General features: G+C 73.6%; 23 protein-coding genes. 11 read left to right on the top strand and 12 right to left on the bottom strand.

The features are described 5' to 3' along the window. Positions 1-75 precede the first annotated feature (75 nt). Positions 76-453 (top strand): MFS transporter, encoded by a 378-nt coding sequence (locus F8568_RS12305; RefSeq protein ID WP_160573597.1) that lies wholly within the window; start codon positions 76-78, stop codon positions 451-453. A gap of 35 nt (positions 454-488) precedes the next feature. Further along, positions 489-2,276, top strand: a complete 1,788-nt coding sequence (locus F8568_RS12300) for an NAD+ synthase (RefSeq protein WP_151593664.1) — start codon at positions 489-491, stop codon at positions 2,274-2,276. A gap of 360 nt (positions 2,277-2,636) precedes the next feature. Here F8568_RS12300 and F8568_RS12295 read toward each other — a convergent pair whose 3' ends face one another. From F8568_RS12295 to F8568_RS12285, 3 genes are all read right to left on the bottom strand, one after another. Beyond that, the gene (locus tag F8568_RS12295; RefSeq protein ID WP_151593663.1) at positions 2,637-4,742 is read right to left on the bottom strand and encodes a SpoIIE family protein phosphatase; all 2,106 of its coding nucleotides are present in this window, start codon (positions 4,740-4,742) and stop codon (positions 2,637-2,639) included. 193 nt (positions 4,743-4,935) lie between these two features. Continuing rightward, the gene (locus tag F8568_RS12290; RefSeq protein ID WP_151593662.1) at positions 4,936-5,526 is read right to left on the bottom strand and encodes a TetR/AcrR family transcriptional regulator; all 591 of its coding nucleotides are present in this window, start codon (positions 5,524-5,526) and stop codon (positions 4,936-4,938) included. 15 nt (positions 5,527-5,541) lie between these two features. Further along, positions 5,542-7,104, bottom strand: a complete 1,563-nt coding sequence (locus tag F8568_RS12285) for an MFS transporter (protein WP_328600836.1) — start codon at positions 7,102-7,104, stop codon at positions 5,542-5,544. 227 nt (positions 7,105-7,331) lie between these two features. On the opposite strand from F8568_RS12285, the gene panB reads away from it, so the two are divergent. After that, positions 7,332-8,183 carry a 3-methyl-2-oxobutanoate hydroxymethyltransferase gene (gene panB, locus F8568_RS12280; protein WP_151593660.1) on the top strand — a complete coding sequence of 284 codons (852 nt, stop codon included), beginning with the start codon at positions 7,332-7,334 and terminating at the stop codon, positions 8,181-8,183. A gap of 160 nt (positions 8,184-8,343) precedes the next feature. On the opposite strand, the gene F8568_RS12275 is transcribed toward panB, so the two are convergent. The 4 genes from F8568_RS12275 to npdG all read right to left on the bottom strand — a co-directional run bounded on the left by F8568_RS12275 (position 8,344) and on the right by npdG (position 11,558). Next, positions 8,344-9,081: a hypothetical protein gene (locus F8568_RS12275; protein ID WP_236008680.1), complete on the bottom strand. Its 738-nt coding sequence runs from the start codon at positions 9,079-9,081 to the stop codon at positions 8,344-8,346. Between the two features lie 10 nt (positions 9,082-9,091). Continuing rightward, entirely contained in the window at positions 9,092-9,442 is a 351-nt protein-coding gene (locus F8568_RS12270; protein ID WP_151593659.1) for a phenylalanine--tRNA ligase subunit alpha, read from the bottom strand. Between the two features lie 208 nt (positions 9,443-9,650). Continuing rightward, positions 9,651-10,664: an ABC transporter permease gene (locus tag F8568_RS12265; RefSeq protein WP_151593658.1), complete on the bottom strand. Its 1,014-nt coding sequence runs from the start codon at positions 10,662-10,664 to the stop codon at positions 9,651-9,653. A gap of 198 nt (positions 10,665-10,862) precedes the next feature. Next, on the bottom strand, positions 10,863-11,558 hold the full coding sequence (gene npdG / locus F8568_RS12260; protein ID WP_151593657.1) for an NADPH-dependent F420 reductase: 696 nt from the start codon (positions 11,556-11,558) through the stop codon (positions 10,863-10,865). Between the two features lie 122 nt (positions 11,559-11,680). Between npdG and F8568_RS12255 the strand changes: the two genes are divergently transcribed. Continuing rightward, positions 11,681-12,247 (top strand): hypothetical protein, encoded by a 567-nt coding sequence (locus tag F8568_RS12255; protein ID WP_151593803.1) that lies wholly within the window; start codon positions 11,681-11,683, stop codon positions 12,245-12,247. Between the two features lie 15 nt (positions 12,248-12,262). On the opposite strand, the gene F8568_RS12250 is transcribed toward F8568_RS12255, so the two are convergent. Then, entirely contained in the window at positions 12,263-12,445 is a 183-nt protein-coding gene (locus F8568_RS12250) for a hypothetical protein (RefSeq protein WP_151593656.1), read from the bottom strand. A 69-nt stretch (positions 12,446-12,514) separates the two neighbouring features. Between F8568_RS12250 and map the strand changes: the two genes are divergently transcribed. The 3 genes from map to F8568_RS12235 are packed head-to-tail and all read left to right on the top strand — an operon-like array spanning position 12,515 to position 15,193. Beyond that, positions 12,515-13,366, top strand: a complete 852-nt coding sequence (gene map, locus F8568_RS12245) for a type I methionyl aminopeptidase (RefSeq protein ID WP_151593655.1) — start codon at positions 12,515-12,517, stop codon at positions 13,364-13,366. A 58-nt stretch (positions 13,367-13,424) separates the two neighbouring features. Then, the gene (locus tag F8568_RS12240; RefSeq protein ID WP_151593654.1) at positions 13,425-14,114 is read left to right on the top strand and encodes a ComEA family DNA-binding protein; all 690 of its coding nucleotides are present in this window, start codon (positions 13,425-13,427) and stop codon (positions 14,112-14,114) included. Positions 14,115-14,155: 41 nt separating this feature from the next. Continuing rightward, complete coding sequence (locus F8568_RS12235) at positions 14,156-15,193, top strand: DNA polymerase ligase N-terminal domain-containing protein (RefSeq protein ID WP_151593653.1); 1,038 nt, start codon at positions 14,156-14,158, stop codon at positions 15,191-15,193. Positions 15,194-15,216: 23 nt separating this feature from the next. Here the strand turns inward: F8568_RS12235 and F8568_RS12230 are convergent, their stop codons facing one another. Then, entirely contained in the window at positions 15,217-15,840 is a 624-nt protein-coding gene (locus F8568_RS12230) for an NAD(P)-dependent oxidoreductase (protein WP_151593652.1), read from the bottom strand. Positions 15,841-15,950: 110 nt separating this feature from the next. Between F8568_RS12230 and F8568_RS12225 the strand changes: the two genes are divergently transcribed. The 3 genes from F8568_RS12225 (at position 15,951) to F8568_RS12215 (ending at position 17,945) form a co-directional block, all read left to right on the top strand. After that, entirely contained in the window at positions 15,951-16,310 is a 360-nt protein-coding gene (locus tag F8568_RS12225) for a winged helix-turn-helix transcriptional regulator (RefSeq protein WP_151593651.1), read from the top strand. Between the two features lie 142 nt (positions 16,311-16,452). After that, entirely contained in the window at positions 16,453-17,169 is a 717-nt protein-coding gene (locus tag F8568_RS12220; RefSeq protein WP_202124838.1) for a metal-dependent hydrolase, read from the top strand. A gap of 227 nt (positions 17,170-17,396) precedes the next feature. Further along, positions 17,397-17,945: a hypothetical protein gene (locus F8568_RS12215; RefSeq protein WP_160573596.1), complete on the top strand. Its 549-nt coding sequence runs from the start codon at positions 17,397-17,399 to the stop codon at positions 17,943-17,945. Here the strand turns inward: F8568_RS12215 and F8568_RS12210 are convergent. The 3 genes from F8568_RS12210 to F8568_RS12200 form a co-directional block, all read right to left on the bottom strand. After that, positions 17,939-19,036: a baeRF3 domain-containing protein gene (locus tag F8568_RS12210; RefSeq protein WP_151593649.1), complete on the bottom strand. Its 1,098-nt coding sequence runs from the start codon at positions 19,034-19,036 to the stop codon at positions 17,939-17,941. The genes F8568_RS12215 and F8568_RS12210 overlap by 7 nt on opposite strands. A gap of 199 nt (positions 19,037-19,235) precedes the next feature. Then, entirely contained in the window at positions 19,236-19,397 is a 162-nt protein-coding gene (locus F8568_RS12205) for a hypothetical protein (RefSeq protein WP_160573595.1), read from the bottom strand. A 90-nt stretch (positions 19,398-19,487) separates the two neighbouring features. Then, the gene (locus tag F8568_RS12200) at positions 19,488-20,015 is read right to left on the bottom strand and encodes a TetR/AcrR family transcriptional regulator (protein ID WP_151593648.1); all 528 of its coding nucleotides are present in this window, start codon (positions 20,013-20,015) and stop codon (positions 19,488-19,490) included. Between the two features lie 93 nt (positions 20,016-20,108). Here F8568_RS12200 and F8568_RS12195 point away from each other — a divergent pair, with 93 nt between their 5' ends. Then, positions 20,109-20,999 carry a TIGR03564 family F420-dependent LLM class oxidoreductase gene (locus tag F8568_RS12195; protein WP_151593647.1) on the top strand — a complete coding sequence of 297 codons (891 nt, stop codon included), beginning with the start codon at positions 20,109-20,111 and terminating at the stop codon, positions 20,997-20,999. Position 21,000 lies beyond the last annotated feature (1 nt).

Raw genomic sequence — 21,000 nt, 5'->3', positions numbered from 1 at the left:
ACGAGGGCGTCGCCGGCGGGGGTGCGGGTGTAGAGGACACGGCGGCCCATGCGGTGGCCGGTGACCAGGCCGGTCATGGTGGCCGGGTTCACGCTGGTCGGCGCCGGCTACGGGCTGACCGCCCTGGCGTCCTCGACGGCCGGCTTCACCGCGACCATCCTGGTGTGGACGCTCGGCGAGATCACCGCCGCGTCCGTGCTGCAGGCCGTCGTCGCCGACCTCGCGCCGCCGCACCTGCGCGGCCGCTACAGCGGCCTCAACGGGATGGCGTGGTCCGGCGGGTTCCTGCTCGCGCCGCTCGGCGGCACCCAGCTGCTCGGCGCCGGCGGCCCGGCGCTGCTCTGGCTGAGCTGCGCGGGCCTGGCGCTCGGCGCCGCCGCCGGGCAGCTCGCGCTCGCCCCGGCGATCCGGCGGCGGCGCGCGGCCGTGATCGAGGCCACCTTTTCGTCATAGTGACGAGACTGCGTGCGCCGAACTAGGCTGGGACCGTGGCACAGCTCAGGATCGCGCTCGCGCAGGTGAACCCGACCGTCGGCGACCTCGACGGCAACGCCGACCTGATCGTGGAATGGGCCGCGCGCGCCGCCGGCGCGGGCGCCCACCTGGTCGCGTTCCCCGAGATGATGCTCACCGGCTACCCGGTCGAGGACCTCGCCCTGCGCGCCTCCTTCGTCGAGGCGTCCCGGCGCGCCCTCGAACGCGTCGCCGCCCGGCTCGCCGCCGAAGGCCTCGGCGACCTCCCCGTCGTCACCGGCCACCTCGACCGCCCGCCCGTCGGCCTCGTCCGCGCCGGGCAGCCGTCCGGCCTGCCGCTGAACGCCGCCGCGTGGCTGCACGGCGGCGAGGTGCTCGTCCGCTCCGCCAAGCACCACCTCCCCAACTACGGGGTGTTCGACGAGTACCGCATCTTCGTGCGCGGCGACCGGCTCCCCGTCGTCCGCGTCCACGGCGTCGACGTCGCCACCGCCATCTGCGAGGACCTCTGGCAGGACGGCGGCCCCGTCGGCGTCGCCGGCGCGGCCGGCGCCGGGCTGCTGCTCGTCCTCAACGCCTCCCCCTACGAGCGCAACAAGGACGACGTCCGCCTCGACCTGTGCGCCGTCCGCGCCCGCGAGGCCGGCTGCGCGCTCGCCTACGTCAACATGGTCGGCGGCCAGGACGAGCTCGTCTTCGACGGCGACTCCGTCATCGTCGCCGCGGACGGCTCCCCGCTCGCCCGCGCGCCCCAGTTCGTCGAGCACCTCCTCGTCGCCGACCTCGCGCTGCCCGCCGCCGACCCCGCCGCCGGACCGGGCCGCGCCCCCGCCGACGCCGGCGACGGCACCACCATCACCGTCGACCGGCTCACCCTGACCCCCGACCCGCTGCCCGCCTACCCCGTCGAGCCGCAGACCGTCGCCGACCCCCTCGACGACCTCGCCGAGATCTACGCCGCGCTCGTCCTCGGCACCCGCGACTACGTCCGCAAGAACGGCTTCCGCTCGGTCATCCTCGGCCTGTCCGGCGGCATCGACTCCGCCCTCGTCGCCACCATCGCCTCCGACGCCCTCGGCCCCGAGAACGTGCACGCCGTCCTCCTGCCGAGCCGCTACTCCTCCGAAGGCTCCGTCACCGACGCCGAGGACCTCGTCAAACGCCAGGGGATCAGCTCCCGGATCGTCCCGATCGCCGGGATGGTCGAGGCGTTCGAGGCCGAACTGGACCTGCACGGCCTCGCCGCCGAGAACCTCCAGGCCCGCATCCGCGCGAACGTCTGGATGGGCCTGTCCAACGAGCACGGCCACCTCGTCCTGACCGGCGGCAACAAGAGCGAGCTGGCCACCGGCTACTCCACCCTCTACGGCGACTCCGCCGGCGGCTTCGGCCCCATCAAGGACGTCTTCAAGACCACCGTGTGGGACCTCGCCCGCTGGCGCAACACCCAGGCCGGCGTCGACCTGCCGTTCCTGCACCCGTTCGCGCAGGAACCGATCCCGCAGGCGATCATCGACAAGGAGCCGTCCGCCGAACTGCGTCCCGGCCAGCGCGACAGCGACAGCCTCCCCGACTACGCCGTCCTCGACCCGCTCCTCGCCGACTACGTCGAGCGCGACATGGGCCGCGACGCCCTCGTCGCCGCCGGCCACGACCCCGCCCTCGCCGACCGCGTCATCCGCCTCGTCGACCTCGCCGAGTACAAGCGCCGCCAGTACCCGCCCGGCCCCAAGATCACCCCGAAGAACTTCGGCCGCGACCGCCGCCTCCCCATCACCACCCGCTGGCGCGAGCTGTGTTAGCCCAGGGGGCTGTGTTTTCCCAGGGGGACGACCCCTGGAACCCCCGTCACGGTGTTGCCCCAGGGGGACGACCCCCTGGAACCCCCGTCACGACCGACAGGCTGTTTCCCGCTCCGCTGGCGCTCCGCGGCGAAACAGCCTGTCGGTCGACGGGCGGGCCCGCGCCCCGCGCGGGCCAACCCCCCCCGGGCCCCCCCGGCGGGCGGGTCGACGGGCGGGCCCGCTCCGCTCGCTGCACTCGCTCCGCGTGCCCGCCCGTGACCGGTGGCTGAGGTTCAAGCCCCCCGGGGTCCGGTCAACCCTGCCCGCTGGAACCCTTGTCCTCGCTGCCCGCAGGGTGTGCTCGGCGGAAAGCGTGGATTACTCTCGGTGGTGGCTTTCGCCGGGCCAGCTGGAGTCGAGGTCGACCGGGTCGGGGTCGATGCCGGGGACGATCTGCTCGCACCAGACGACCTTGCCGGCGGCGGTGCGGCGGGTGCCCCAGCGGTGCGCGAGCTGGCTGACGACGAGGAGGCCGCGGCCGTTCTCGTCGTCGTCCTCGGCGCGGCGCAGCCGGGGCAGCGCGGCGGACCGGTCCAGAACCTCGCACACGAGCGTGCGCTCGAAGAGCAGGCGCAGCTCGATCGGGCCGGGGGCGTAGCGCAGCGCGTTGGTGATGAGCTCGGACGCGAGCAGTTCGGTGGTGTAGTCCAGCTCGTCCAGGCCCCATTCCTCCAGCCGGGTGCGGACGAGGCCGCGGGCGCGGCGGACGGCGGCGGGGTCGGCGGGCAGCGTCCAGGAGACGAACCGGTCCTGCGGGATGCGGCGCAGCCGGGCGATGAGGACGGCGATGTCGTCGCGGTGCTGGTCGGCGTAGACGCCGGCGAGGGTGGCCTTGGCGAGGTCCTCCATCGGGCTGTCGGCGGCGCCGGGGCCGAAGATGCCCTTGAGGCGGGCGAGGCCGTCGTCGATGTCGCGGCCGCGGTTCTCGACGAGGCCGTCGGTGTAGATGACGAACAGGCTGCCGTCCTCGACGGTGAACTCGCGGCTCTCGATGGCGGCGCCGCCGGCGACGCCGAGCGGCGGCGCGGGCGGGACGGTGAGGTACTCGGTGTCGCCGGACGGGCTCGCCAGCAGCGGCGGCAGGTGCCCGGCGGAGGCGATCTCGATGGTGCCGGTGGTGGCGTCGTAGACCGCGTACACGCAGGTGGCGAAGTGCGGTTCCTGCTCGCCGAGCTCGATCATCAGCTCGTGCATGACGTGCAGGGCGTCGGCGGGCGGCAGTTCGAGGTTGGCGAGGGTGTGCAGGGCGGTGCGCAGCCGGCCCATGGTGACGGCGGCGCGGACGCCGTGCCCGGCGACGTCGCCGACGATGAGCGCGACGCGGGCGCCGGGCAGCGCGATCGACTCGTACCAGTCGCCGCCGACCTCGACGAGCTTGCTGCCGGGCAGGTAGCGGTGCCGGACCTCGACCGAGGACGGCGCGGACAGCCGCAGCGGCAGCAGGCTGCGCTGCAGGGCGAGCGCGGTGGAGCGCTCGCGGCTGAACTGCCGGGCGTTGTCGATGACGATGGCGGCGCGGGCGGCGAACTCCATGCCGATCTCGACGTCGTAGGCGTCGAACTTGCGGAAGCCGGGGATGCGGGTGCAGGCGATGAAGCCGAGCAGGGTGTCGCGGGCGATCATCGGCAGCAGCACCATGGACACGCCGCTGAGCAGGTCTCCGGCGGGGCGGCGGCGCCACTTGCTGCCGATGGCGCCGGCGGCGGCGGCGTCGATGTGCGGCAGGTGGACCGGCTGGGCGGTCTCCATCACCTGGCGGTAGGGGGTGCCCTCGGGGAAGACGAGGACCTCGCCGACGGGGAACGTGGCGCCCCAGCCGGGGTTGCCGTCGTCGGAGGTGACGGCGATGCGGCGCAGCACGGCGGAGCCGGACTCGCTGTGCACCTCGTCGGCGGCGACGAGGCTCTCCAGCACCAGCACGGACGCGGCGTTGCAGTAGTGCGGGACGACGACGTCGACGAGGCCGCGGGCGGACTGGTCGAGGTCGAGGGACGCGCCGAACCGGGTGAGCTGGTCGTCCATGAGGGCGCGGCGCATGAGCGCCGGGTCCTGGTAGCGCTCGCTGGGCGGCAGCGGCACCCGCACGTACAGCAGGCCGGCGGGCCCGGTGCCGGTCTCGCCGCCGAGCATCGGCTGGGCGGTGACGACGGCGTCGGGCGACGGGCCGCCGTCGCCGCGCGGGACGGCGAGCACGGCGGTGCGCTCCTGCCCGGCGGCCAGGGCCTCCAGCAGCGTCTCCAGCTCGGCCTTGGCCTCGTCGGCGACGAGGTCGGCGGCGGCGCGGCCGATCACCTCCTGCGGAGCGCGGCCGATGACGGCCGCGCTGTTGGGTCCGCACTGGACGATCCGCCGTCCCCCGTCGATGCCCAGGACCAGGGTCCGGGACGCCGAATCGGTGGCGGGCGCATCGCCTCGCGGCGCCATGACGGATCTCACCTGACGCGCTCCAGACAGCCGGTCGTCTTAGCACTACCCAGCGACAGTATGGGGCATGACGCGTGATCGGCGGGAGAAGATCACGGTTACTGCCCCGAAAAGCGTGCGAAATGCGGGTCCGCAGGCGATATCTCCCATGGATACGGGGCTCCGCGGCGCCCGCCGGCCCCGCCGGATCCGGTCAGGACGGGGCGCCGATCCCGGTCATGAGGAGGTCCACGACGGTCTCCGGGTAGCCCTCCGGGAAGCTCTCCTGCGGGTTCTTGGTGGACAGCGACCCGGTCAGCATCGAGATGCCGGCCTCGACGTCGAGGTCGGCGCGCAGCTCCCCGGTCTCGATGCCGCGCCGCAGCACCTCGCGGATGACGGCGCGGCGCGGCTCGATGACGTCCTGCTTGTAGCGGGCGTACAGCTCGGGGTGCTTCTCGGCGCCGCCGACCACGTTCCAGAAGCAGCGCGAGTAGCGCTTCTGGCGTTCGGCGGCGAGGGTCCGCGCGATCTCCAGGAGGTCCTCGCGGGCGGACGCGCCGGACGGCGCGGGCAGCTCGCCCTTCGCCGCGCCGAGCGCGCCCACGATCAGCGCCTCCTTGCTGGGCCAGCGCCGGTAGATCGTCGTCTTGCCGACGCCGGCCCGGGCGGCGACCGCCTCGATGGAGAGGCCGGCGACCCCGGACTCCGCGGCGAGCAGGTCGAGGGTGGCCTCGATGATGGCCTTCTCGGCCCGCTCGCTGCGCGGACGTCCCGGGGCGCGGCTCGTCGTCGTGTCGTTCATGGCATGCTCACGTTCTCACACGCGGGCCTTCTCCGGTTCGGGAGCCGCCTGGTTCTGCGCGGCGGGAGCGGCGGAGCGTCCGGGCATCCACTTCAGCACGACGAGGGCGCCGAGGAAGGACACGACGGCCGCGGCGATCGACGCGGTGTGCATGGCGTGCACGAACGCGGTGTCGGCGGGGCCGACCAGGCCGTGGCCGGCGGCGCCCATCCGGGCGGCGACGGCGTGCGCGCCCTCGATGGACTCGCCGGCGGCCTGCCGGGCGCCGGCGGGCAGCGCGGCGAGCCGGTCGTGCAGGTCGCCGCGGTAGACGGAGGCGACGACGGAGCCGAGGACGGCGACGCCCATCGCGACCGCGACCTGCCGGGCGACGTTGTTGACGGCCGATCCGGCGCCGGCCTTCTCGCGCGGCAGCGCGGACATGACCGACTCGGTGGCGGGCGGCATCACGTTGGCCATGCCGGCGCCCTGCACGAAGAAGATCACGCCGAGGATCCACATCGGGGTGTCCGTGCCGACGAACTGGTAGCTCGCCAGCGCGACGGTGACCGCCAGCAGTCCGGACGTGCACACGGCCTTGGCGCCGAACCGGCGGACCAGCGACGCGCTGCGCGGGGAGAAGATCAGCTGGGCGGTGGCGAAGGGCAGCACCATCGCGCCGGACTCCAGCGCGCTGAGCCCCCGCACGGACTGCATGTAGAAGCTGGTGAAGAAGAACACGCCGGTGGCGGCGAAGAAGCACAGCGCGATGGACGCGACGGCGGCCGACATGCGCGGGTCCTTGAACAGCCGGACGTCGAAGGCGGGCGAGGCGGTGCGGGCCTCGTGCCAGACGAACAGGGCGAGCACGGCGAGGCCGGCGAGGATCGGGCCGACGGTGCCGAGGGTCAGCCATTCGCCCTTGTCACCGCCCTGGATGATGCCGTACGACAGCACGACGAGGCCGACGACCGACAGCAGGACGCCGACCGGGTCGAGGCGTCCGGGGTTGGGGTTGCGCGACTCGGGCACCAGGAAGGCCATCAGCGTGACGCCGGCGGCGATGACCGGCACGTTGATGAGGAAGACCGAGCCCCACCAGAAGTGGGCGAGCAGCAGGCCGCCGGTGAGGGGGCCGATGGCGACGCCGAGGCCGACGGCGCCGGCCCAGATGCCGATGGCGCGGGCGCGCTCGTGCGGCTCGAACACGTTGGAGATGATCGACAGCGTCTGCGGCATGATCGCGGCGCCGCCGAGGCCCATCAGGGCGCGGGCGTAGATGAGCTGGTCGGGCGACTGGGCGTACGCCGACGCCAGCGAGGCGAGGGCGAACACGGCCATGCCGCCCATCAGCACGCGCTTGCGGCCGATGCGGTCGCCGATCACGCCGAAGGTGAACAGCAGCCCGGCGAAGACCAGCGTGTAGGAGTTGATCGACCACTCGAGCTGGCTCTGGGTGGCGCCGAGGCCCTTGACGGGGTCGGCGATGGTCTTGAGCGCGACGTTGAGGATGGTGTTGTCGAGCACCACCACCAGCAGGCTCACGGTCAGCACGCCGAGGATGTACCACCGGCGCCGCTGGACGGTCTGGGAGTCCACAGCGCTCCTTGGATCATGGACGGAGGGAATGCGATACGGGTACGTCTCGTTTCGTAAGGAGCGTACGCCGCGTCGCATCGATACGCAACCGTAGCGTTTCGTAATTTGTTCCGGCCGGGCGCCCGGAAGATCCGGGAATCGCGGGGGCTACCCGAATCGTTTTCGAAGTGGCACCATCGGATCCGTCTGGGTACGCCACCGTGGCGCCTCAAGACCGGAGGTTCTGCATGTCTTCTTCTGTAGCGCCGCCCGCACAGCCGACCGCACTCTACGGCGGTACCGGCGGGCGAAGGGTCACCGTCCGCGACATCGCGGCCGCCAAGGAGCGGCACGAGAAGTGGCCGATGCTCACCGCCTACGACGCCCTCACGGCGCGCATCTTCGACGAGGCCGGCATCCCCGTGCTCCTCGTCGGCGACTCCGCCGCCATGGTCGTCTACGGCTACGACTCGACGATCCCGGTCACCGTCGACGACCTCATCCCGCTCGCCGCCGCCGTCGTCCGCGGCTCCAAGCGCGCGATGGTGGTCGCCGACCTGCCGTTCGGCTCGTACCAGACCGGCGTCCCCGAGGCCCTCGCCGCCGCCACCCGGTTCCTCAAGGAGACCGGCGCGCACGCGGTCAAGGTGGAGGGCGGCCGGCGCATCCTGCCGCAGGTCGAGGCGATGGTCTCCGCCGGCATCCCCGTGATGGGCCACCTCGGCCTCACCCCGCAGTCCGTCAACGTCTTCGGCGGCTACCGGGTGCAGGGCCGCGGCCAGGCCGGCGAGGAGCTGATGGCCGACGCCAAGGCCCTCGAGGCCGCCGGCGCGTTCTCCCTCGTGCTCGAATGCGTCCCCGAGGAGCTCGCCGCCCGCGTCACCTCGTCGCTGTCCATCCCGACCATCGGCATCGGCGGCGGCGGCCGGACCGACGCGCAGGTGCTCGTCTGGCAGGACATGGCCGGCCTCACGCCGCACACCGCGAAGTTCGTCAAGAAGTTCGCCGACATCGGCACCGTCCTCGGCGACGCGGCCCGCAGCTACGCCGAAGAGGTCGTCAGCGGCGTCTACCCGGCGCCCGAGCACTCCTACAAGTGACCGGCCCCGGCGCCGTCATCCGTCCCCGCGGCTGACGGGCGACGGCGCCCGCCCGACCACTCCCGGCCCCGTCACCGGCCCGCCCCGGTGGCGGGGCGCCGCCCGTGCGGCCGCGTCTCGCCCGGCGCGGCCGCACGGGCGTCCCGCGTCACCTGCAGGGTCACCGGTCCGGGTTCGAGCGGGCCATCTCCGCGTGCGGCTCGCCGTCGCCGCCCGCCCGCGCCTGCCCGTCGCGCTGCGCCGGGACGCGCGGCGGCACGTCCGCCATGATCTCGTCCCGCAGCGTGTCGACGGCCGAGCGCAGCACGTCCGGGCCCGCCACGTTCATCAGCAGCAGCCCCAGGTTGAGCGCCATCTGCCCGTCGGTCATCTCGCTGCCGGCGAGCGCGTCCACCGCGGTGCGCAGGTCCGCCTGGTCGTCGGCGGGGACGTTCTGCAGCAGCGCGAGGCAGTAGGCCGGCAGCGCCAGCCGCGACTTGGCGAACGAGACGCCGCGCATGATCTCGCCCGCCTCCTGCGCGCGGGTCTTGGCCTGCATCCGGTCGACGCCCCGGTCCGCGGCGGCCAGCAGCGAGGTCAGCAGCGTGCTCGGCCCGACCGCGACGTCCTCGTCCCCCACCCGGACGGTGAAGACCGCGCTGCGGAACACCATCATCGAGCCGAGGCTCGCGACGAGCACCTGCGTCGCCGAGGCCATGTCCGCCGACGCCACCCCGAACCGCCAGCCGAAGGTGTGCAGGAGCAGCAGCGACCCGGCGCCCGCTCCCCCGTTGATCAGCACGTACGCCCAGGTGCTCGGCACCCGGACCAGCGTGGTGGGACGGTCCCGGTACCGGCTGACCAGCTCGGCGACGCCGACCAGGCAGCTCAGCGAGACCGCGACGAGGTATCCGACCATCCGGTCCCGATCACCGCCCGATCAGCCGGACGACCTCGTCGATCTCCCGCTCGATCGAGACCAGCCCCCGGTCGCGCAGCCGCTCCACCGCGCCCGCCACCTCCAGCAGCCCGAGCCCGGTCGCGTGCCGGATCTCCGCCAGCGACAGCGGCCCGTCCGCGGACCGCAGCTGGTCGAGCACCCGGCCGTAGACGTCGCCGAGGGCTTCGCTCCCCTGGCTCGCCGTGCTCGCCTCGCCCGCGTCGCCGCGCGCGTGCGGCGCCCCCGGGGCGTCCGGCGCGGCCGGCACCCCGGACCCGGCGGCCCGCCCCGGAGGGGCCAGGAACGTGCTCCACGGGTCCGCGGACCGGTTCTGCCTCATCTTCACCTGCCCTGTCGCATGCCGATCATAGGCGGCGCCGGAGCCGGCGCGGCGGGTTCGCCGCCACAAGGCCCACGGTGAGCGCCGCCGCGCGCCGCGCCCGCCCGTCTCGTCCATGCCCCAACGTCAGCACTTGGACGCGCCGCGGTCGGCTACCGCTCCCGCCATTGTCGCCTTCCTGGCCGGAACGCGCCACGCCCCATCCCGTTCAGCCGAGCCGCACCCGCGGGTCGATGACGGCGTAGAGCAGGTCGACGACCAGGTTGAAGAGCACCACCGAGACCGCGGTGAGCAGCGTGACGCCCAGCACCATCGGCAGGTCGCCGCTCTGGATGGAAGTGATCGCGAGCTCGCCCAGGCCGGGAATGCTGAAGGTGTTCTCGGTCAGCACCGCGCCGCCCAGCAGGAGGCCGAGGTCGAGGCCGAACACGGTGACGATCGGCGTCATGCACGCCCGCAGCGCGTGCTTGGTGACGACGACCGCCTCCGGCAGCCCCTTCACGCGGGCGGTGCGGACGAAGTCCTCGTTCATCATCTCGAGCATCCCCGCCCTGGTGAGCCGCGCGTACATGGCCGCGTAGAGGAACGCCAGCGTCACCCAAGGGAGCACCAGCGACCGGAACCACATCCCCGGGTCGTCGGTGAGCGGCCGGTAGCTGCCGCCGCCGGGCAGGACCCGCCAGGTGTAGGAGAACAGGGCGAGCGAGACCAGGCCGGTGAAGTAGATCGGCAGCGACACCCCGCTCAACGCGATGATCATGGTCGCGCGGTCCCACAGCGACCCCTTGCGCAGCGCCGACACCACACCGGTGAGGATGCCGCCGGTGAGCCACAGGAGAGCGGCGCCCGCCGCCAGCGACGCGGTCGCGGGCGCCCGGTCGAGGAGCGTCCCCAGTACCGGCTGGCTGCTGCGGAACGAGTAGCCCAGGCACGGCGCCGGGCAGTGGTCGGTGACCGGGCCCGCGTCGTAGTCCCGGCCGACCGCGATCGCCTTCAGGTAGTGCCAGTACTGGACGAGGACCGGCTGGTCGAGGCCGAGCCGCTGTTTCGTCGCCTCGATCGCCTCGACCGTCGAGGCCCGTCCCGCGTACGACGCGGCGATCTGGTCGGTGGTCTGCCCCGCCAGCTTCGGCAGCCAGAAGAACGTGCCGAACGTCACCAGCGTGACCAGCAGCAGCATGACGGCGGCGCTGAGAAAGCGCCGCGTTATGTAGGCGAGCACAGCCCTTCACCCCGTCCGCCCGCCGAACCTGAACGCGTCCCCCCACCCGCACGCTAACCGCGCGGGCCGCGCGCCGCCTGGTCGGATGTCTCCAAGATTTCGTTCCGTCGTTGGCCGGAAATGTCGAGACGGCAGCTCAACGCGACGGGCTCGCCCCCGTCGGCGGGAACGAGCCCGGGCGAACGGCGCCGGCGGCCGTCACACGTCGGTGATGCGCAGGCCCGCGTGGGCCTTGTAGCGGCGGTTCATCGAGATGAGGTTCGCGGTGAACGCCTCGACCTGCCCCGCGTTGTGCAGCCGTCCGCCGTAGACGCCGCGCATGCCGGGGATGCGCCCGGCGAGCGCCTGCACCAGGTCCGTCGCCTCGCGGTCGTTGCCGAGGACGAGGACGTCCAGCTCCATCTCGTCCACCTCGGGGTCCAGCAGCAGCTTGGCGGACACGTGGTGGAACGCGGCGACGACCCGGCTCTCCGCCAGCACGGACGCGGCCTGCTCGGCGGCGCTGCCCTCCTCGACCGGGAGCGCGAACGCGCCCTTGCCCTTCTCGAAGCCGAGCGGGTTGACGCAGTCCACGACGATCTTGCCGGCGAGCACCTCGCGCAGCGACTCCAGCAGCGCCTTGTGGCCGTCCCACGGCACCGCGACGACCACCACGTCCGCGCCGCTCGCGGCGGCCTCGTTCTCCGCGCCCGACACGGGCAGGTCCGCGCCCAGGTCGTCGGCGGCCTGCTGCGCCCGCTCCGCCTTGCGCGAGCCGATGACCACGCGGTGGCCCGCCAGCGCGAACCGGCGCGCGAGGCCCTTGCCCTGGTCCCCGGTGCCGCCGAGGATGCCGATGGTGAGGCCGCTCACGTCGGGGAGGTCGTAGGGAGTCTTCTGCTGCTGCTCAGTCATGCGGCCGAGTCTGCCAGGCGGCCCTGCGGCCGCTTCGCGGCGCCCTCCCGGCTCGCGCGAAACCGGCGTGCCGCCCGCGCCCCGTGCGGCACCATGGTGCCGTGGACGCCGAGCAGATCGTGATGTTGCGCGAGGTGCTGTCCGCCACCGGCTGGCTGGAGCGCACCCGGGACTTCGGCCGCGCCCTGCGGGTCACCTCCCGCACCCCCGGCGGGCTGCTGCTGGTCGGCACGCCCGGCGGCGACCCGTGGCACCTCGCCGCGCACCTGGACGACGAGTCGCGGCTCGGCGACGCCCCGGGCCTCGCGCCCACGCTGGTGCGCTGGTCGCCGCCGCCGGACGCGCCCCCGCACCTGAGCATCGGGCTGTCCCGGCTGGAGGAGGCGCGCCGCGGCGAGACGCTGTTCGTCGTCGCCGAGGACGAGGCGCCCGTCCCGCTGCTCGAGCGGGTCGACGACGCGCGCCGCGTCGGCGCCACGATCCTCGCCCTGGACGGCGGCGACCGCGAGCTGGAGGGGCTGGCGCACGAGGCGCTGACCGTCCCGGCGGAGGAGGCGCTGCTGTCGTTCGACGGCGCGCAGCACCTGGTGAGCGCCGCGGCGGGCGAGGAGCCCGCGCGCGGCGCCCGCGGCCTGCGATCCCGTCTCGCCCGGCTGCTGGAGGCGGTGACCGGCCCGACGGTGGACTAGCGCCCTACCAATCCACTACTGGTCCTCGCCGTCGTCCTTGCGCCAGGCCTCGTTGCGCTCGCGGGCCAGCGCCAGCGCGCCCGCGGCGGCGCTCTCGGTCGGGTACGGGCCCATCCGGTCCTTGCTGGGGCAGCCGGCCCCGTGCTCGACCTTCATGTGCTTCAGGCAGAACCACCAGTCACCGTCGTCACCGGCCATCGGCGCTCCTTCCGATCCGACGCTCGGCGGGATTCGTTGCCCGGATCCCGCTGACTACACTCCATCACTATGACGACCCAGCTTCTCCGTCCCGGCAACGTCTCCCCCATGCGCAAGGTCCCGGCGCAGATCCCGCGCCCGGAGTACGTCGGGAAGAAGCGGCCGAAGACCGGCGAGCCGGACGTCAAGACACCCGAGATCATCGAGCGGATGCGGGTCGCGGGCAGGATCGCCGCGCAGGCGCTGGAGGAGGTCGGCAAGCACGTCCGGCCCGGCGTCACCACCGACGAGCTGGACCGCATCGGCCACGAGTTCATGCTCGACCACGGCGCCTACCCGTCCACCCTCGGCTACCGCGGCTTCCCGAAGTCGCTGTGCACCTCGATCAACGAGGTCATCTGCCACGGCATCCCCGACGACACCGTGCTGCGCGACGGCGACATCATCAACGTCGACATCACCGCGTACATCGACGGCGTGCACGGCGACACCGACGCGACGTTCCTGTGCGGCGACGTGGACGAGGAGTCGCGGCTGCTGGTGGAGCGCACCCGCGAGGCGACGATGCGGGGCATCAAGGCGGTCAAGCCGGGGCGGGCGCTGAACGTGATCGGGCGGGTCATCGAGTCCTACGCCAAGCGGTTCGGGTACGGCGTCGTCCGCGACTTCACCGGGCACGGCATCGGCACCACGTTCCACTCGGGCCTGGTCGTCCCGCACTACGACGACCCGAACGCCACGACGGTCATCGAGCCGGGCATGACGTTCACCGTCGAGCCGATGCTGACCCTCGGCACCTACGACTACGACATCTGGGACGACGGATGGACCGTGGTCACCAAGGACCGCAGGCGCACCGCGCAGTTCGAGCACACGCTGCTGGTGACCGAGGACGGCCACGAAATCCTCACCCTCCCGTGACCCCTTCGTCGACCTAGCGTCCCGTTCAGCCCGCGACCCGGCCGGGAGAATCCGCCAGATGAACGCTCCAGCGCCGTACGAGCCGAGGGTCCCGTCCGACAGCATGCCTCCCGGGCGGGCCGCGCTGAGCGTGACGTGGGCGGCGCTGCCGTTCCTGACGCTCGGGTACGCGACGCCGTTCACGTTCGCGGCGGCGGCGCTGTGGCGGCGCAGCGCGCACCTGCTGGTGTCGTCGGCGGTCTACATCGGCATCTTCGCGCTGATGCTGTACCTGCTGCCGGACATCGGCAAGCAGGACGGCGCGCAGCAGGCCGTGGGGGTGCTGATGTCCCTGCTCGCGGTGGTGGGCTGCGGGCACGCGTTCCTCATCCGGCGCCGGGTGTTCGACCCGCACGGGCTGGCGGGCATCGACAACGACGCCGTCGTGGAGCGGGTCCGGCGGCAGCGGCTGCTGCGCGAGAAGGCGCGGGAGCTGGCGGCGAGCGACCCGGGCCTCGCCAAGGAGCTCCGGATCGGCCGCCCCGACCTGCCGCGCCAGTACAAGGACGGCGGGCTGATCGACGTCAACCACGCGCCGGCGGAGGCGCTGACGCTGCTGCCCGGCATCACCGCGGAGCTGGCGGCGAGGATCGAGCGGGTGCGGGCGGAGACCGGCGGGTTCGTGTCCGCCGAGGAGATGTCGGCGGTGGCGGCGCTGCCGCCGCAGCTGACCGGCGACCTCGCCGACTATGCCGTCTTCATCCGCTAGCGGGGCCGTCTTCATCCGCTGATCGCGGGTATGTGGCGGGCGTGACGGAGAAGAAGGGCACGAAGGAGCCGCGGAAGGGCGACCGGCTCGCCGAGTACCGCGGCAGGCGCGACCCCCGGAAGACGCCCGAGCCCGTCCCGGCGGACAAGGCGCTCCCGCACGGCGACGACGACACGTTCGTCGTCCAGGAGCACCACGCCTCCAGCCTGCACTGGGATCTGCGGTTCGAGCGGGACGGCGTGCTGGTCTCCTGGGCGGTGCCGAAGGGCCTGCCGTGGAGCCCGGAGACCAATCACCTGGCGGTCCACACCGAGGACCATCCGCTGGAGTACGCGACGTTCGAGGGCGACATCCCGCGGGACGAGTACGGCGGCGGCACGGTGACGGTCTGGGACCGCGGGACGTACGAGACGGAGAAGTGGTCCGAGCACGAGGTGAAGGTCGTCATCCACGGCTCGCGGGTGTCGGGCCGGTACGTGCTGTTCAGGACGGGCGGCAAGAACTGGATGATCCACCGGATGGACCCGCCGGCGGACCCGGAGGCCGAGCCGCTGCCGGAGGCGCTGCGGCCGATGCTGCCGGTGCGCAGGGCCCGGCTGCCGCGCGACCAGGACGCGTGGGGGTTCGAGTTCGCGTGGGGCGGCCGGCGGCTGATGGCGTACGTGGAGGGCGGCCGGACGCGGTTCACCGACGGCCGGGGCCGCCCGGTGGACGGCCCCGCCGGGCTCGGCTCGCGGCTCGGCGGCCGGCTCGGCGCGCGCCCGGCGGTGCTGGACGGCGAGCTGACCGTGCTGGACGGCCGCGAGACCTACATGATCTTCGATGTGCCGCATCTGGACGGCCGGCCGCTGCTGGACGTCCCGTACCGGGAGCGCCGCGCCAGGCTGGACGAGCTGGACCTGTCGGGCCCCGCCTGGCAGACGGCGCCGTGGTACCCGGGCGACGGCGACGCGGTGCGGGAGACGGCGGCCGAACAGGGCCTGCCCGGAGTGCTCGCGAAGCGGCTGGACTCCCCGTACGCGCCGGGCGAGGAGTCCGGCGCCTGGCGCCTGATCGAGGTCTCCGCGCGGAGGCGCTGACCCCTCCCGTTCCGCGCCGGTCCTCAGTACGCGACGGTGATGCGGCGGCGGACCGCCTCGTTCTTCTCCAGTTCGTCGACGAGCGCGACGGCGTAGTCCTCGGCGCTGATGCGGCTGTCGCCGGCGGCGTCGCGGAGCAGCCGGTCGCCGCCGAGGCGGAAGACCCCGGTCCGCTCGCCCGGCCCGATCACCGCCGCGGGTGAGACGTAGGTCCAGTCGAGGTCGGCCGCCTCGGCGCGGACGGCGTCGAGCAGGGCGGCGTGGGCCAGCGCCTCGGGCTTGTACGCCTCGACGAAGCCGGGTTCGTCGACGTGCCGGACGCCCGGCGCGACCTCCAGGCTGCCCGCGCCGCCGACCACCACCAGCCGCCGGACCCCGGCCCGGCGCACCGCGTCCAGCACGGCGCGGCCCGCCTCCAGCACCGGCCCCTCGGGGTCGGACCCGTCGCGGGGCGGCGAGATCGCCACCACCACCGCGTCGTGGCCCCGCGCGAGGTCGGCGACGGCGGCGGCGTCGGCCGCGTCGGCCTTCCGCGTGCCCTCACCGCCGCTGCGGGTCACGCCGGTGACCTCGTGGCCGCGTCCGCGCGCCTCGGCGGCGATCCGCCGCCCGATCATCCCGGTGGCGCCGATCAGCAGGATCTTCATACCGTCCTCACTTCCCGCACTGGGTCGTTCCCGACCGTCCTTTCGGACTCCGTGAAGGTATCCATCGGATACTGGTTACTTCAACGTGCCATTGGTACCCTTTGGAAACCATGAGAGGCGACGCGTTCGATCCGGACTGCCCGACCCGGCTCATCCTCGACCGGATCGGCGACAAGTGGTCGGTGCTGGTCGTGCTGAGCCTCGCCGGCGGGCCGCGCCGCTTCACCGAGCTCCGCCGCCGGATCGGCGGCGTCACCCCGAAGGTCCTCACCCAGACGCTGCGGACGATGGAACGCGACGGCCTGCTCACCCGGCACGTCTTCGCCGAGGTCCCGCCCCGCGTCGAGTACGCGCTGACCCCGCTCGGCCTGTCGCTCGGCAGGCCGATCCAGGCGATCACCGACTGGGCGGAGGAGCACGTCGAGGCGGTCGTCGCCGCCCGCGCCCGCCACGACGGGCTCCCCGGCTGAGCGCGGAACCGGCGCACCGCGTTCCGCATCAAAGGGACGTGGCATCCGCTTCGGCGCGCCGCCGCTGAAAACGATCAGTAGCGGGCTAGAGTCCCGCCCTGAACCGGGCGGCGGACGGTGTGCGGAAAGCGGGGGACTGCCCATGATGGGGAAGACGCACGCGCTCAGCGGCGCGCTGGCATGGCTGGCCGCGGTGCCCGTGCTCGGCCAGGAGAAGCTGCTCGGCGACTTCGCGGTGTCGCTGTCGCCCGAGCAGATCGCGGCGGGCGCGGTGGTGTGCGCCGGCGCGGCGATCCTGCCCGACATCGACCACCACAACGGGCGCATCGCCAACACCTACGGGCCCATCACCCACCACATGTGCAAGTGGATCGGGAAGCTGTCGGGCGGCCACCGGCACGCCACCCACTCGATCCTGTTCGCGGTCCTCATCGGCTGGGCGATGGACACCCTCGCCACCCACTACGTGTACGCGTGGTGGGCCTGCCTGTTCATGATCGTCGGACTGGGGCTGCGCGGCGTCGGCCTCGACTTCGAGGGCCGCGAGCCGCAGTCCGCGCTGGCCGACTGCGCGCTGGCGCTGATCGCCGTCTGGCTGATGCACAAGATCGACATGAGCTTCGTCGGGTTCGCGGTCACCCTCGGCTGCCTCGCGCACGTGGCCGGGGACTGCCTGACGCCGCGCGGCTGCCCGGTGTTCTGGCCGCTGCCCTGGCGGATCGAGATGCCGCTGATCCCCCGCACGAACGGCAAGGTCGAGCACTGGGTCGTCGGGCCGGTGCTGATGCTCGGCATCGCGATCCTGGCGGTCCGGTCGGTGCTCGGCGACGTCGCGACCCGCTGGCTCACGAAGGGCTGACCGGCGACCGGAGCGGAGCGCAGCGGAGCGGAGGTCGACGGTCAGCCGGCTTTTGCCGGGGGTGTGGGGGGTCGTCCCCCCACAGAGAGGGGCCCGGTCAGCGTAGGTCGGCGAAGTCGTCGCAGTTCAACGCGGTCCTGTCGTACCCGGACCGCTTGTCGGGCGCCTCCAGCAGCGCGCTCTTGACCCCGGGGATGGCCTGCGCAGTGCAGGCGACCTGCGCGTGGGTGCGTCTCTACGCGGGCGACCGGCTGCGCACCTACACGTTCATCGGGTTCGACTTCCCGGAGACCTCGTTCCTGACGGGCGACCGCGGCGCGCTGCATCTGACGGCCGCCTCGCTCGCCGCGCTCGGGCTGCTGTGCGGGTTCCTCGTGCTGGGCCGTGTCCCCAGGGCGGGCGCGGCGGTGGCGGCCTGCGGCCTGGCGGCGACGAACCTGGCCGCGCTCGTCTTCCTGTTCGGCGCGCATCCCGGCCGGGTGCGTCCCGCGCCGCCGCTGCCCGGCGCGCCGAGGGGCGGCGTCGTCGCGGACGCGTCGGTGGGCTGGGAGGTGCGGACCATGCTCATCCATCCGGTCTGGTGGACGCGCATCGGCCGCATCGACGTGCGCCGCGAGCGGCCGGCGCCCGGCGTCTGCACCGTCCTGGTGCAGACACCGGCCGGGACGTCCCCGGACGCGTCGTGGCCAGGGCATCCGGCGGGCCGGCTGCCCCACGCGACCACGTCGTCGACGATCCGCTGGGTCGCCTGGCACGACCCGTCCTGCGATCAGTAGCGGGTGACCAGCGCGATGCGCCCGTGGTCGACCAGGAAGCCGTCGGACACGAACGTCACCTCGCCGCCGTACTCCAGGGCGGTCTCGATGACGTCGTCCACGACGTCGTCGACGACGTCCGCGCCCTTGAGGACGCCCGGCATGCCGTCGACGGGGACGAGTTCGCCGTCGGTCCGGACGGCGGGCGCGTAGTAGCCGCGCTCGACGACCAGGTGCTCGCCGCGGCCCTCCTCGACGAGCCGGGCGACCTCGAGGAGGCCGCCGGCGTAGCGCTGGATGCTGCGCGCCGCCTCCAGCTCGGCGAGCACGCCGACCTCGCGGAGGTCCTCGTAGGCGTGCAGGGCGGGACGGGCGGCCTCGATGAGGGCGCTCGGCGCGGCGCCCTCGTAGCTGCCGTCGACGCGCCCGGCGACGCCGATGCGGGAGCCGGCGGCCTCGTCGAAGAAGGCCTGGTGGCGGGTGACGCCGGCGACGATGACGGGTCGCCGGTCGCGGGCGAGGACGTGCTCGAGGGCCGCGGCGACGCCGCGGGCGGCGCGGCGGTGCGGCTCGTCCTCGACGTCGCGGGCGCCGCGCCGCGCCATCCGGCCCGCGCCGATCTCGTCGGCGGGCTCGGGGACGATGGGGAACCCGTCGCGGGTGTGCTCGGCCAGTTCCTCGCCCTGCCCGCTCCACAGCCGGGTGCGCTGGTCCGACAGCGTCAGCAGCCAGTAGCGGGGCGAGCGGGTGTAGGCGGCGACGAGGTCGCGGGTGGCGAACCCGGTGTCGACGACGACGCGCTCGTCCACCGGCTGGGAGATGGCGAACGCGTGGTGCTCGCCGTCCGGTGCCGCGAACAGGACCAGACCGTCGGAGGCGTGCCGCAGGTCGATCTCGGCGGCGGCCCGCTCCAGCGCGTGCACGACGTGGTCGGCGGTGCCGCCGGTGACCCGGACGTCGTCGTGCAGCCGGCGGCGGGCCTCGGCGAGCAGGTTGCGGAGCCGGATCGGGTCCTGCCGGTTGCCGGGCGCGGACCGGTGCGTCGGCATCAGCACCGAGACGGCCGGGTAGCTGCGGGGCTTGCGCAGTTCGGACAGGGTCGAAGCGTCCATGATCCCCCGATCGTCGCCTTCTGTATCTGTCGTCTCTTTTGTAGCTACTCGCAGGTAAATGAGGTGTAAGCGGTGATTGAGAATCGGGCGGGCACTTTTTAGCACGTCCGTGTTATGTTAGTTAGCACGAGCCCGCTACAAAGCGCGCGGACGACCGCGCCGCACCTCCGGAGGCGGCCTTGACCTACTTCCTGCGCCGTTACCCGGCGAGGTCGCTCAACCTCGTCTCGTCCGACCGGCGCGGCGACACGAAGGTGATCCTGGCCGTCTTCGCCATCGAGGCGACGGTGCAGTACCTGGCGATGCATCCGGAGGTGTTCCGCCTCGGCGCCCGGCAGCTGGCGGCCGGGGTGCCGCTCACCTTCGCGCTCTACCTGGCCGGGGCCGTGCTGCCCGCGATGGTGTTCGTGTACTGCGTCCTCGTCCCGCGGTTCGCGCTGCTGACCTCTGATCACGCACGGGCACGCAGCCCGTCCAGCATCACCCGGATGACGGGGTCGCCCGCGCGGACGCCGGGGCGGCACACGGCCAGGCTGACGATCTCGATCACCTCCGCCGGGCCGATGTCGCGCCGGACCGCGCCCTCGGCCTGCGCCTCCGCGGCGAGCTTCGCGAGCAGGGCGTCGACCTCCGCCTGGACCTCCAGCCGCCCGGCCGGCGCGGGCCCGTCCCCCGCGAGGGACTTGATCAGCGCGAACGGCTCGCCGGCGCAGTGCTCGACGGCCAGCGCCAGCGCCTCCCCGGCCGGGACGCCTCCCTCGCGCAGCTCGGCGATCCGGTCGCGGAACCGCAGCAGCGCGGACACGGCGATCTCCTCGACGAGGGCGCGCCGGTCGGGGAAGTGCCGGTACAGCGTGCCCACGCCGAGGCCGGCCTCGCGCGCGATGTCGTCCATGCCGACGGCGCACCCGCGCGCGGCGAACAGCTCCAGCGCGGACGCGACGATGCGCTCGCGGTTGCGGCGGGCGTCGGCTCGCACCGTCTCCTCCTCCGGTCATGCGGAACTGCCGGTTCAGGTTACTCTGTCCCCGTAAGCAGAAGCGGAACATCATGTTCATGTTAGGAGCAGTGCATGCGCGTCGGAATGTTCGCCCTCGCCGCCGGGGCACCGCTGGGCGACGTCGTCGCCCAGGCCCGGCTGGCGCGCGACGCCGGGCTCGACAGCCTCTTCTTCGGCCATGTCCCGTCCTGGGACGCCCTCATGGCCGCCGCGCTCGCCGGCCGGGAGACGCCCGGCCTGGAGGTCGGCACCGCGATCCTGCCCACCTGGCCCCGGCACCCCCTCGCCCTGGCGAGCCAGGCCCTCACCGCCCAGGCGATGGCCGGCGGGCGCTTCACGCTCGGCATCGGGCCGAGCCACCCGCCGGTCATCGAGGACGGGCACGGCATCCCCTACGAGCGGCCCGCGCGGCACGTCCGCGAGTACCTGTCGGCGCTGCGCCCGCTGCTGCGCGGCGAGGACGTCGAGTACCGCGGCGAGACGCTCACCGCGGTCGGGACGGTGGACGCGCCCGGCGCCGTCCCGCCGCCGGTGATCGTCTCCGCGCTCGGCCCGGCGATGCTCCGGATCGCCGGCGAGCTCGCCGACGGGAGCGTGACGACCTGGACCGGCGCCGCCACGATCGCCGACCACATCGTGCCGTCGATCACCCGGGCCGCCGCGGCCGCCGGACGCCCCGCGCCGCGCGTGCTGGCGGGCGTCGTCGTCGCGCTGACCACCGACCCCGACGGCGCCCGCCGGGAGCTGGCCGAGCAGTACTCCGCCGCGTCGGCGTTCCCCGGCTACCGGGCGATCCTCGACCGGCAGGGGCTGTCCGGCGTGCACGAGACGGTCGTCGCGGGCGACGAGGCGGCGGTGGAGCGGGAGCTGCGCCGCTTCGCCGACGCCGGCGCGACCGACCTGCTGGTCAGCCCGCGCGGCGACGCGGCGCGGGTGCTGGAGCTCGCCGCGTCGCTGCGCTGAG

Origin of the sequence: Actinomadura physcomitrii (assembly GCF_008923205.2) — a bacterium.
Classification (GTDB): domain Bacteria; phylum Actinomycetota; class Actinomycetes; order Streptosporangiales; family Streptosporangiaceae; genus Spirillospora; species Spirillospora physcomitrii.
This window is presented reverse-complemented; position numbering and strand designations above follow the sequence as displayed.

Coding starts and splice junctions, on each gene's coding strand:
- F8568_RS12305 (WP_160573597.1), top strand. CDS start 76: ATGGTGGCCGGGTTCACGCTGGTCGGCGCCGGCTACGGGCTGACCGCC.
- F8568_RS12295 (WP_151593663.1), bottom strand. CDS start 4,742: ATGGCGCCGCGAGGCGATGCGCCCGCCACCGATTCGGCGTCCCGGACC.
- F8568_RS12290 (WP_151593662.1), bottom strand. CDS start 5,526: ATGAACGACACGACGACGAGCCGCGCCCCGGGACGTCCGCGCAGCGAG.
- panB (WP_151593660.1), top strand. CDS start 7,332: ATGTCTTCTTCTGTAGCGCCGCCCGCACAGCCGACCGCACTCTACGGC.
- F8568_RS12275 (WP_236008680.1), bottom strand. CDS start 9,081: ATGGTCGGATACCTCGTCGCGGTCTCGCTGAGCTGCCTGGTCGGCGTC.
- F8568_RS12270 (WP_151593659.1), bottom strand. CDS start 9,442: ATGAGGCAGAACCGGTCCGCGGACCCGTGGAGCACGTTCCTGGCCCCT.
- npdG (WP_151593657.1), bottom strand. CDS start 11,558: ATGACTGAGCAGCAGCAGAAGACTCCCTACGACCTCCCCGACGTGAGC.
- F8568_RS12255 (WP_151593803.1), top strand. CDS start 11,681: ATGTTGCGCGAGGTGCTGTCCGCCACCGGCTGGCTGGAGCGCACCCGG.
- F8568_RS12250 (WP_151593656.1), bottom strand. CDS start 12,445: ATGGCCGGTGACGACGGTGACTGGTGGTTCTGCCTGAAGCACATGAAG.
- map (WP_151593655.1), top strand. CDS start 12,515: ATGACGACCCAGCTTCTCCGTCCCGGCAACGTCTCCCCCATGCGCAAG.
- F8568_RS12240 (WP_151593654.1), top strand. CDS start 13,425: ATGAACGCTCCAGCGCCGTACGAGCCGAGGGTCCCGTCCGACAGCATG.
- F8568_RS12230 (WP_151593652.1), bottom strand. CDS start 15,840: ATGAAGATCCTGCTGATCGGCGCCACCGGGATGATCGGGCGGCGGATC.
- F8568_RS12225 (WP_151593651.1), top strand. CDS start 15,951: ATGAGAGGCGACGCGTTCGATCCGGACTGCCCGACCCGGCTCATCCTC.
- F8568_RS12220 (WP_202124838.1), top strand. CDS start 16,453: ATGATGGGGAAGACGCACGCGCTCAGCGGCGCGCTGGCATGGCTGGCC.
- F8568_RS12210 (WP_151593649.1), bottom strand. CDS start 19,036: ATGGACGCTTCGACCCTGTCCGAACTGCGCAAGCCCCGCAGCTACCCG.
- F8568_RS12195 (WP_151593647.1), top strand. CDS start 20,109: ATGCGCGTCGGAATGTTCGCCCTCGCCGCCGGGGCACCGCTGGGCGAC.